Annotated in this window: 10 protein-coding genes and 1 pseudogene; 2 read left to right on the plus strand and 9 right to left on the minus strand. The window is 56.0% G+C overall.

What is annotated here, in order from left to right; genetic code table 11:
• Positions 1 to 314 (plus strand): ribose-5-phosphate isomerase A (locus VKV29_RS10150; protein WP_324201189.1); only part of this gene is annotated, 314 nt, incomplete at its 5' end.
• Positions 315 to 335: 21 nt separating this feature from the next.
• Positions 336 to 1,955 carry a D-aminoacylase gene (locus VKV29_RS10155; RefSeq protein WP_324201190.1) on the plus strand — a complete coding sequence of 540 codons (1,620 nt, stop codon included), beginning with the start codon at positions 336 to 338 and terminating at the stop codon, positions 1,953 to 1,955.
• Here the strand turns inward: VKV29_RS10155 and VKV29_RS10160 are convergent.
• From VKV29_RS10160 to VKV29_RS10200, 9 genes and pseudogenes are all read right to left on the minus strand, one after another.
• On the minus strand, positions 1,952 to 3,088 hold the full coding sequence (locus tag VKV29_RS10160) for an ABC transporter permease (protein ID WP_324201191.1): 1,137 nt from the start codon (positions 3,086 to 3,088) through the stop codon (positions 1,952 to 1,954). The two genes, VKV29_RS10155 and VKV29_RS10160, sit on opposite strands and share 4 nt — an antisense overlap.
• Entirely contained in the window at positions 3,085 to 3,729 is a 645-nt protein-coding gene (locus tag VKV29_RS10165; protein ID WP_324201192.1) for a histidine phosphatase family protein, read from the minus strand. Before VKV29_RS10165 ends, VKV29_RS10160 begins: the two co-directional genes overlap by 4 nt.
• 17 nt (positions 3,730 to 3,746) lie before the next feature.
• Positions 3,747 to 4,565, minus strand: a complete 819-nt coding sequence (locus tag VKV29_RS10170) for a DUF2092 domain-containing protein (RefSeq protein ID WP_324201193.1) — start codon at positions 4,563 to 4,565, stop codon at positions 3,747 to 3,749.
• 60 nt (positions 4,566 to 4,625) lie between these two features.
• Positions 4,626 to 5,639 (minus strand): hypothetical protein, encoded by a 1,014-nt coding sequence (locus VKV29_RS10175; protein WP_324201194.1) that lies wholly within the window; start codon positions 5,637 to 5,639, stop codon positions 4,626 to 4,628.
• 78 nt (positions 5,640 to 5,717) lie between these two features.
• Positions 5,718 to 7,001 carry a J domain-containing protein gene (locus VKV29_RS10180; RefSeq protein WP_324201195.1) on the minus strand — a complete coding sequence of 428 codons (1,284 nt, stop codon included), beginning with the start codon at positions 6,999 to 7,001 and terminating at the stop codon, positions 5,718 to 5,720.
• A gap of 15 nt (positions 7,002 to 7,016) precedes the next feature.
• Positions 7,017 to 8,534, minus strand: a complete 1,518-nt coding sequence (locus VKV29_RS10185) for a type II secretion system F family protein (RefSeq protein ID WP_324201196.1) — start codon at positions 8,532 to 8,534, stop codon at positions 7,017 to 7,019.
• Between the two features lie 26 nt (positions 8,535 to 8,560).
• Positions 8,561 to 9,955, minus strand: a complete 1,395-nt coding sequence (locus VKV29_RS10190; protein ID WP_324201197.1) for a type II secretion system F family protein — start codon at positions 9,953 to 9,955, stop codon at positions 8,561 to 8,563.
• A 5-nt stretch (positions 9,956 to 9,960) separates the two neighbouring features.
• The gene (folK, locus tag VKV29_RS10195) at positions 9,961 to 10,500 is read right to left on the minus strand and encodes a 2-amino-4-hydroxy-6-hydroxymethyldihydropteridine diphosphokinase (protein ID WP_324201198.1); all 540 of its coding nucleotides are present in this window, start codon (positions 10,498 to 10,500) and stop codon (positions 9,961 to 9,963) included.
• 283 nt (positions 10,501 to 10,783) lie between these two features.
• A pseudogene (locus VKV29_RS10200) lies at positions 10,784 to 11,437 on the minus strand (hypothetical protein); the annotation flags it as partial.

Genomic DNA, 11,437 nt, shown 5'->3' on the forward strand with positions numbered 1-11,437 from the left:
ACCCCCTCCCTGTGGCCGTCGTTCCCTTTGGCCATACCCTCACGCGGCGTCGCCTCGAGCGGTTCTGCCAGAAAGTGCTGCTGCGCCCCAAAGCGCCCGATAGTCCCGAACCCTATCTTACCGACGACGGCCTCTATATCTACGATATGCACATGGAGGCGATTGCCGACCCGCCGCAGTTGGAACAAAGGCTTAAGCAGATCGTAGGAGTAGTAGAGGTAGGTCTGTTCAACGGGCTGGCTTCTCGCGTGCTATTCGGTTTTCACGACGGCCACGTAGAAGAGCTGCTTCCCGATCATTCTGCCCACCTTTAATCTATTGATTGAGGTAGCCGCATGCAACCAGAGCCTTCGTTTGATATCGTTATCACCGGTGGTCTGCTTTTCGAGGGAACCGGCGCCGCCCCTTTCCAAGCAGATATCGGCATTGTGGGCGAGCGTATTGCGGCCATCGGCGACCTCTCACAGGCGAAGGCGCGGCGTACCATCGTCGCCAAAAATTTGCATGTGGCGCCCGGTTTTATAGATATCCACACCCATTCCGACATCTCGGCCCCTTTCAATCCGTGGCAGTCCAGCGCCATCGCCATGGGGGTAACCTCCCAAGTCGTCGGCAACTGCGGCATCTCTCTCGGCCTAGCGCTTCATGACCCTCTCTTTGCCTTCGAACAGCGTTGGCTCGCCGCCTACGGCAAGCATATTGAATGGAGCAACCTCAACGAGTTTCTCCGCTACCTAGAAGAGCACGGCATCGGCACCAACTTCCTTCCCCTAGTCGGACATGGCACCCTTCGCAAACGTGTGATGGGTATGGCCGATAGGCTTCCCACGGACGAGGAGTTGCGTGCCATGTGCCGTCTCCTCGAAGAATCGTTGGAAGCCGGTGCTTGGGGTCTCTCCTCCGGTTTAGAGTACCTTCCTTCCGGCTATGCCGATGTGAACGAACTGGCCGCCCTTTGTAGTCTCGTGCGCAAATACAATGGCATCTATGCCACCCACCTCCGCAATGAGGGCGACACCCTCGTCGAATCGGTGCAAGAGGCCTTGGAGGTCGCATCCAAAGCCCAGGTTCCCCTGCAACTCTCTCATCATAAGGCAGAGGGAATAAAAAACTGGGGCAAAACCAAGATCACCTTGGCCATGGTAGATAGAGCGCGTGCGGAAGGCCTCGATGTCCAACTCGACCAGTATCCCTACCCCGCTTTTATGACCTCTTTGGTGGTGCAAACGCTGCCACGTTGGGCCCAACAAGGCACCAACGAGGAGATGGCCGCCCGTCTCAAAAACCCGCAATTTCGCTGTCAAATCGTTAACGAAATTCTTGCCGCCCATCCGGAATGGAACGACCTAGAGCCTTGGCAAAATATCCGGCTCGGGGTCTGCCGTGGCAAACCGGAGCTGCAGGGCCGCTCTATTGCAGAGTTAGCCCAAGAAAACCAAAAACACCCCGTCGAGTATGTACTCGATCTGATCGTTGAGACGGAGGGCTTTGTAAGCGCCATCAACTTCTCGATCGGCGAAGAGGATATCGTGCGCGTAATGCAACATCCCTACACCGCTATCGGCTCCGACGCCGTGGCCTCTCAGGTAAACGAGCGCTCTCTACAAGACCAGATTCATCCTCGTGTCTACGGCACGTTTCCCCGTGTGCTAGGGCGTTATGTTCGCCAGCAACAGGTGCTCTCCGAAGCGGAAGCCATCTACAAAATGACAGGCCTTCCGGCAACGCGAATGGGTCTTACCGATCGAGGATTTCTGCGAGTAGGCTGCTATGCGGATATCACCCTATACGATCCGCAAAGGGTGATAGATACGGCCACATTTGAACACCCTCATGCCTATCCCATCGGCATCGAGTGGGTTCTGGTAAACGGCACCGTCGCCCTAGAAAACGGCCGGCTCACCCACGCTTTGGCCGGCAAGGTGCTCCGCGCCAACACATGCCAGCCCCGCTAGCGGCGCTCAATGATGCTTACGGGGTCTAACGAGGCCAAACGGAAGGCGATTGTGGCCAAAGCGAAGAGCGCAATGGTGAGGGGCAGCGGCAGCGTAAAAACAAAAGCAGTAGGGTCAAAAATATCGAGCAGAAGCCCTTTGGGAGCGAGAAAAACCGCCCGAATGATCCAGAGTGTGCCTACCGTCAGCAGTCCGCCCAAAACCCAGCCACATAAACAGTAAAGGCAAACCTCTCCAAGCGCCCGTCTCAGCAAGAACCCGCGATGATAGCCTATCGCCGCCAGCATGGCGATCTCCGGCAAACGCTGCGAAAAATAGATGTTGGCCAGTAGTCCACAAACGAAAGCGATGGCAAATACGATAATGCCGATGGCCAGATTGAGAATAAGATAGAGATTAGAGAGAGCGCTCTCTGTTTCATGAACTAAATCGGCGAAGCGCCAAACCCGCACCTGGGTATGATCTACCACTCGCTCGATAGCCGCATCTAAGGCTCTCTGAGCGGCCGGTGAAGCGTTTGGGGCGAAGGCCAAATAGCCGACAAAACTGAACGGAGAGGTTTTATCTACCTCCGATTTTGAAGTGATGCCTAGCCATACCGAGCCGTGCAGCAGCCCCACAAGGCGGATAGGCACGGGTGCGTAGTCATCCAAAGAGTTCGGGTTCGCCAACACACCGCCTAAAGGCACTTTCAGATTACGGGCGACATCGTCCGATATCGCCGCCTCAGGCTGCCCCTCCCGCGGCATTCGCCCCGCTATCAACCGAACATGGCTGCGCTCCAAAAGCATCCGACGCCCGCCGGGACTAAGCCCAAAAATAGGAAAAGGCATTTTGCCGAAGATGGTTTTAATGAGCACCTGGTAAGAGTGGGCCGGATAAAGTGCACCGAGTTGGGGTAGTTTGCGGATGCGCTCTATTTGATCCGAAGGGATGTCGAGGGCATTACGAGGCGTTAGTCCCGTTAAATAACGATTATATCCATATAGAGTATAGATGGTCAACTGGATCGAGTCGACAATGGTAACCACACAGGCCACCAACATCACGGCCAGCATAATCACAAACACCAAAGGCGCCACTCTCGCCGGGTTACGGCGAAAATAGACTAACGGGTGCAGTGGGCGTATCATCTTGCTAAGTGGGACGTGTCGTTCAGCAAAAGCAGCCGAGCAAACGGCTCAGGCTCTCGTGGTTCCTCCTCTATCAGGCTTAAGGAGGCGTTATCTACCCAGATACGCGGCATAGACTCCATAGGCGCTTTTAGCGCATTACAGAAGAGAACTCGCAGGCTGCTGCCATGTCCCACAACGGCCACCTGTCCGCCGGAGGGAAAAGCCGCGCGTATGGACTGTAGGACCTGCAGCATACGCTGCCAAACATGACTAAGCGGCTCGCTGTTGGGAGGGCGATTGTGAAAGGAATCGCGATCGTAGGCCTCAAGGAGGGCCTTATCGCCACGGGCCACAATCTCGGCACGTGTTAGCCCTTCCCAATCTCCCAGCATAGTCTCTCTCAGCAACGGTGTGGCCTGCACGGGCAAGTTGAAACGGCGTGCAATGGCCTCCGCCGTTACACGAGCGCGTTGTAGATCGCTAGACCAAACGGCCTGCAGCGGTTGAGGAAGGGCTGCGAGACGAGCGGCTATACACTCTGCCTGCCGATGTCCCTCGGCATCGAGAGGGACATCGGTATGCCCTTGCATTCGCCCTTCCTCATTCCAGATGGTCTGACCGTGCCGAACGATATAGAGGCGCAGGCGTCCTTCTGGCACTCCGGATAGCCTCGTTCCTAAGGACGCGGTTTTGATGGGACGCCGGGGACACCGCCCGCCGGTGGAGCGGGTGGCTTAAACAGACGCGCACCTTTTGGCGGTACGAAGTGAAACACGGATGCGGGGATATTTGCCCCTATCTGCTGATCCAAAATCTCCGTATCAAGCCCAAGAACGGCGGAGTTTACCTGGTTAGGGTCCACAATGCGCATTAGGTGGTAGCTGCCCTGAGACACGGTAAGCTCTAAAGGCTTCACTTTCGCCCGCATCTCTGCGCTGACATCCGGACGCAGCGCCAGACCTACCTGTATCACGTAGGCGTTTTGCCCATGATACTGCAGCGTCTTCGTTATTCGAGCTGTTTTCAGATCAATGCCCAACAGGAGAGGATCGATGCTGCGAATAAACACAAAGGCCGGCGTTATCTGAGGCCCTGCAGGCTCTTGCATATACATATTCTGCACACTATCGTAAAGCGTGGTCTGTTTCCCATCAGAGCAGATAATGCGCACCACGCCGTTTTTCTGGGGCATTGCGGGGCCGCTGATGGTGGAATGCTCATAGAAGCGATTGGGCAAGGTTGCTTTTATTTCTCGCACCACTGTAAAAGTAACCACTTTTCGCTGGGACGATAGGCTTTTTTGATAGGTTCGCGCCGTAATGGAAAGGCTATGCGCGTTTTTGTAGAGATCGAACATCTTCTGCAAAACGGCAGAAGGTTTCGGTGAGGCGGCCAGGCTGACAACCGGTAGAGCGATGCCCACCAGACCGCAGGCAACACCGAGGTACTTAGGCATTCTCGGTTCCACGTAGGAACGCAAAACAGACAGGTTCATCTTTAAACGGTTTCTCCTAATGTTGCAAAAGCAGAGCTTAGTATACCAGCTTTTTTCAAGCTATCGTTCCACCACGCTCACGCGCAGTTCGTGGCTGCCATCCGCACAGGCCATTTCATAATAGTAGAAAAGCTCATTCCCCACCGGCAGAACGTCTATATAACGCAGGGAGCCACTGCCATAAGGAGAGCGAAGAACAGGGCCGTGTGGAGAAAGCGAACGGTAATGTTGTAGATCGAACGTAATCGCCAAACCGGTCTGCTCCTCATAGTTCTCCTCCACAGAAGCGCTTCCATCGTAAAAGGCGAGAAAGCCCCCCTCTTCTAAGGGCAAAAGGGAGCCGAGCCGGCGGCAATAGCCGTCCCATTGCCGTCCTTTCTCCAAGTTAGCGGGGAGAAGTGTCGCCTGCTGTGGCGATACATCTCCTAGCCACTGAAATAGGCGCCCATCACCGCTAATGGCCGCCGCACTTCGCGACTCGGTAAGCCCCGTGTTGTAGATATCCCCCGTGGCATGGCGCATGGCTTTCTGTCCTTCCGTGAGGTTGGGCAAGGGAACGGCATAGCTCAGTAACAGGTAGATCATACGTCCTATAAGAAAGGCACAGGGGTCTTTAACCCCCTCACATGCCAAATCATCCGGGGAGAACAGCGGCGATACATGGCTCGCCTCAAAATTTTCAGGAGCATCGGCTTCGATCCACCCCACGTACCAGCGGCCATCGGCGGCAGAGGCGTAGCTCAGGTAGAGCAGCCAACAACCATCTGGGGCCTGTATCAGCGAGCCGCGCTCCACCGAAAGCGCATTGAGAGAGTCCTTGGAAATCGCCCAGATATCCTCAAAAGTCACTCCGTTACTGCTGGCAGCGATGCGACATTCCACCCCGCGCCCGAGTTCGGCGGGGCGACGCACGCGATAGACCAGATAAAACGTGTCTGTTGCCGGGTCGAATGCGGCCGATGGCGCTCCCATCCACCAGCCCTTTCCTCTCTGCTGGGGCGCACGCACCAGGAGTCCCTCCTTCGGATCAAAGAGGGGCACGGCTCCAAACTGCTTGCCTTTCCTCAATGACATGCCAATACTCCTCGATGTCTATCTGCGAAACAACGGCATTCATATTTTATGGCCTACCCCTTCTTTACACCGGCCACCTTAAACCTCCGACATTCTGCCGTAAAGACGTAGGCGGTCGCCTATCTTCCAGCCGGCCAAAAGTGTGGGCAGCAGAAAGTTGCCGGCAATGAGAAGCGTTAGAGAGCTAGCCCCGCCGGATGGATTGCTGGGACGATAGATCAGCCAAAACAGAGCCGACAGCAGGAAAGCGCAGCCATAGACCATCAGCAGCGACCGAGAGAAACGCCTCCGGAATCGAATCCATTGCCATGCTGCCCCCAGCAGGTAGACTGCAAACGATAGCCCGACCCAAAATAGGGCCAAGAAGGCAAGTAGGGCTGCTATAGGCAACTTTCTATGACGGCTCACATAAATCTGAGCGCACTGCGATAGGGGGTGCAGCCGTCCATACAGCGATAAAAGCAGCCCGGAGAGAAAGCCTCCGAATATCAGAGCAAAAATAAGGTTGAAAGAGATGTCGGAAACAAGCCGCTCGCCGGGAAAAAGATAGAGCAGAGCGAAGACGCACGCCAGAGCAAAAGCGGCCGCAACGGCGACAACAGCCAAAAATACCTCGCGTTCCATTCCCTCGAGGGCTTCCCACACGGAGACTCTATGCGATTGCGAGAGGGTTACACGTGGCCTTGCGCTGCGAGAGCGCTCCTTGATGGTGAGGCGTTCGAGCTTAGCCTGTGCCTGGTGGTTGTTGGGGTTAAACTGCACGGCGTAGGAGTAGGCGGCTATGGCGTTCTCCTTGTCGCCGCGCCGTGCCAGCAGATCACCAAGCAGCTCGTGGGCGGGCGATAGCGTCACGTTCAACGCGATGGCCTGTCGGCAGAGGCGCTCCGCATCTGCATAGCGCCGCGTGTAGAACGCAACCTGGGCCTCATGCAGAAACTTCTCCGCCCTTGCCGCGCGGCTGGTTGCGGTTGTTTGTGAAGCGAAAGGCGCCTGCCGCGGGCGTGAGGATGTCTCTTCGTGCACCACACGCCCAAAGCCGTTGAAATCCACTTTCGGCCGTGAGGCAGAGGTAGAGGGTTTCTGCGTCGAAGCCGTACGAGGCTTGGCGGAAGGGGCGGAGGGTTGTTGCAGACGTGTGGCCATGAATAGACGCTCCGTATCGTAACGAGAGCGCCTTTCCGGATCGCTCAGCACGTCATAGGCCTCGTTGATCTCGGTGATCTTGCGGGCCGCCTCCGGGGTTGGATTTACATCGGGGTGATAACGCAATGCCAACTCACGGTAGCGCCGCTTTATCTCCTTGACGTCGGCCGAAGGGGCTACACCTAAAATGGCGTAATAGTCTTTAGATGGACTCTCCATGCTCCTCCACTTGCTTTAGCCTCCCGCCGAGGTGACGCCGGCAGCGTAACCACCGTAGAATCGGATAATAAACATGCCCACCATGATCGCCACAAACAGAAACACGATAACACCTACAGCAATAGCCCATTGCCTTGCTTTAACCTGCCCCTCTTGCTCATAATAGTCGGCGGTTTTCTGCAGAATCTCCTCCAAATTCCCACTCGCCTCACCGGTTCGGAGCATGTTCAGAGCAACCGGATCGAGAAACCCCGAACGATGCAAAGCATCGGAGACCGCACCGCCCCACTGGGCTTGGCTCATGGCCTGCAAGGCGGCGTTTCTTAATAGAACGTTCCCACTGGCCTCCCCGGCAATACGCACCGTCTCCGACATAGGAAAGCCGGCATGGTAAAGTGCCGCATAGGTTCGGAGAAACTTCGCCGTCGCAAACGTCTTCACCAATTTGCCCAGCCCCGGCAAGCTCGTTTTCACGGTGTCGTACGCCTCTCGAACGCCCTTTATGTTGAACAGGAAGAGCCGAAAGATTATCACCAACGCCACGAAGGGCAGAAGCAGCTCCAACCCAAAAACCACCGTGTCGTTGAGATATTGAAGAAACGAATACTGTGCCTTGCCAAGCCCACTTAGCACAAGCTCGGAGATCGCCGGCATGTTCGTGCCTAAAAAGCCACGACCAAGTATCATGAAGGCAACAAAAATGACCAGCTTGGGATAGAAGGTCTCCATGCGCAACACCCGTCGCAACGCCACTTCGTGCTCCACATACTCGGCAAGTTGGCGGAACACGTCGTCAAGCATGCCCCCCTGCTCCGCTGCATGTACCATCGCCACATGCATCTGCGGAAATATCCATGGGTAACGCGCCATCACCTCCGACAGTCTTCCGCCCCGCTCGGCATGCAACTTCATGTCGCGAATAACCTTTTTTAGCTGCCCATTCCGCGTGTTAGCTTCTAGAGCGCTCAGTGCCTGGTAGAGGGACATGCCCGCGTTGATAAGAGCCGCGAATTGGCGGTAGAACTCCACCATGTTCCCAAGGAACACGCCGCTCCAAACCGGGTAGATGCAGGTCTCTAGGAAGCGCTGATACAGCGAAGAGCTTTTTAGCCCACCGGAGCGTTCTATAACCCCTCTTTCACGCACCGGGTAGGCGGCAGAGGCCACGGTGGCTGCAGAGCCGGCGCTTTGCGGGGCGTTCATAGAAAGCGTTGGCGCCGCCACGGACTGGGTTGGTTCCACTATGGTCTGATTCGGCGGGGCCACCGGCCCGCCCCGTTCCCAAGGTTGAATAGGCAGGTTTTGCGTAGGCTCTGGCTCGGAAAGGGGCGCTAACGATGCGGGTTGATTACTCCAAGGGCTTGCCAGTTCAAGCGTTTGCGACGGCATAGGGGATTGTAATAGCTCCAAACGCGTCGGCGCATAGCCCATCTGCCGCAGCTGCTCCGCTGCCACCGCAAGGTTTTCGGCCTCCAAAGTGCCGTCTAACAGGCGACCCTGTCCGTCTTTAGCCTGATAGGTATATGTCGGCATGGTAATGCCTCCTCTTCGGAAGGTTCCTAGCTTCCGAAATACTTGTCCACAAAGTGGAACATTCCGTTAAAATAGGAGTAGACAAACCAGAGAAAGGCGCCTCCTCCCAATACGAGCATGGCGGTTATGCCGATATGAAGCATGGCATGGCGCACCTTACCGGTGCTATCGAGCACCAGATTCTGATAGTAATCGGCAACCTGGTCGAGGCTTTCCGGCACCCGTCCTGCCTGATGGCCGGTAAGAATCAGGCTTTCGATCTGCCCTGTAAAGAGACCTGTGGCCTGAAAGGCTTCGGGAAACGAAGCGCCGCGCTGCATGAGGGCGGCAGCTTGAAGAAGGCGTTCGCGCATAATCGCGTTCGGGGTGGCTGCAGCAGCGCTTTCCCATGCGGTTCCGGGCGCTACCCCTGCATGATAGAGCCGACGCAACGTCCGCGTGAAGCAGGCCAAGCTAAACTGCCGCTGCAACAGCCCAAAGGGCGGTGTCTTCAGAGCCAGCGCATCGAGGTAACGGCGATACTCCGGCAACTGCATCCAACGCCCTATGTTGACGGCCAGCAGCAAAAGGCCTACGGCAGCCGGCAGATAGATGAAAGCCACACGCTTAAGATACAGCATAAGCCCTACTTTGTAATCCATGCTGCTGAAGAGCGAGGGGAAGAAGGGAATGACAATAGCCACGGAAAACAGAGCGCTGATCGCAAGCAACTTCGGCAACCACGAGCCGCGATAGAGGGCGATATTTTGCTCGTAGGTTTGCGCTATCTCCGGCAGCATCACATCTAGAAAACCACCAAGCTCCCCAGCAGCCACCGCGCCCGTAACGTGCTCGGGAAAAATGCGCGGGTAGCGCTTCATAACCTCAGAGATAGGCCTTCCCGCCTGTGCCGCCGTCATCATCTCCCTAATTACCAGGCCTAGGTTCCTATTGGGCGTGCGCCGCCCTAACTCCTCCAACGCATTATAAAGCGTGTGGCCACCGAGAACCAACGTGGCGAACTGCTGGAAGAAGACCAGCAGATCGTGCGTGCTAACCCCGCCGAGCTTAGAGGAGCTTTGTGGAGATGGGCGCGTCGTAGGCGATTTGGCCGTTGCCTGTAGGCGTGCCGCATTGCCGGTGAACACGACCTTACGAGGCTCGTTTCCAACCTCTTGTAAGCGCGTTGAGATCGGTACTCTCGACACAACAGGCTCGTTGAACGCCTGAGACCGCTGCATGGGCGCCGGCTCCAACCCCGTTAGACGGGTGGCATCAAAAGCATTCGACAGACCACTATTCGGAGAGGCCGGTGCTAATGAGACAGGACGATAGCCTTGTTGCTGTAGACGCCGATGCACCTCTGAAGCATCTCGCCCCTCTATCTTGCCCACAACGGTCTTGCCTGTTGCATCAACGGCTTCATAAAAAAACTGTTGCATTCTCTCTAAGCTCCTTGCCATCCTGCCAGCGTTTGCGCGTAACGGCGCAAAGGTTGGCGCTGAATGCATTCGCTGGCTACAAGCTGCCCTAGTTCACGCCCGTCCGGCAGAATGAGGTCGGCGGCGATATCCCACAACGGGATAACCACGAAGGCCCGCTTCGACATCTCGGGATGAGGCACCTCTAAAAGCTCCGTCTTTATCCTCTCGTTCGCATATAGCAGAATATCTATATCTATGGTGCGCGGCCCCCAAGAAATGTTCCGCTCTCTTCCCCCCTCCGCTTCAACGCGTTGTATCTGTTCAAGCAGCTCCATCGGTGACAGATAAGTGCGTATTCTTATCACCGCATTGAGGTGCGGAGGGTAACGGCTTGCATCCTCCGGCTCTCTACCTAGATGGGGCGATTCGTAAACCGGCGAGACCTCCTCTATGGTTATATCGCCTGTTTTGGCCAGTCGCTTGAGGGCTGTTTGTAAATTCCGTAGCCGATCGCCTAAGCTCGAACCTAAGCCGAGATAGGCCACCACCTCCCTCACCTCCATATACTACTACTCCATCGCGCAAGCCTCTGTTTCCATCCTCTATATCTATGAAGTCTCTCCATGTCGCCTTGTAAGGCGACAGAGGACAGCCTAAGTCGCCCTAGCCCTCAGTATATAACCTCCCTTCTTTTAAGATGATTGATGTATCCTTCCCCCATGCGCCTCCGACATACCCTCAGCCCCTGACTTCGGCCTGAAGGCAGCCCGTCAATAGTTTCATCACCCAACCGGCCACAACCACAGCAAGGGCAAGCTGCAGACTTTAGAAGGTGCTAGTCAACTGCTAGCGTGCGGAGGTCGTTGTGGAGAGGCTTTCGCGATACAATGCGGCCAACTGCGAGGGCGTCACCGCCACGTAGTCCGGCCCTAAAATTTTAAGCATATCGCGTAAGTCCTCCAGTTTTGTGCTCCAGTTCATCACAAAAACGTTGATGAAAGCCGGGCGCACATCCCCTATGCGCTGGCGTATCTCGTTGGCAAGCGTCTCTCCACTGCCTCCGCTGGTAACGGCACGAAACACCTCTTGACCGCTCGGCAGCCGATATGTCAGCCGGTCGTAAGAACGCTCTCCCTGATAACCGTAGTCCGCCATGATAAAAGAGACCTGCGGCAAGTTGCCTGCCACCTTCGCGATGGCCTCTGCATCCACCCCCATCAGCCGCAGCGTGTGCATGTCCATACGCCTCATATATTGCCATGTGAGATCGTAGAAGGAGCGAAAGGCCGCATCCCGATTCTTAAGGGCTGTCGCCCAATCCGGTGGATAGATGTAGCCCACGCCCGATACGTCGCAAATAAACTCGTCGTTCGGTGTGGCATGTTGATAGTACCACTTTACCCAAGTCGGTGCACAATCAATGAGTGTTGGCCCCATGCCCCAACCGATGGGAATGGAACCGTGCAGCGGATTCTCGAAGTAATGCCGGAAGAAATCGCG

This window comes from Chthonomonas sp. (assembly GCF_035294165.1).
Classification (GTDB): domain Bacteria; phylum Armatimonadota; class Chthonomonadetes; order Chthonomonadales; family Chthonomonadaceae; genus Chthonomonas.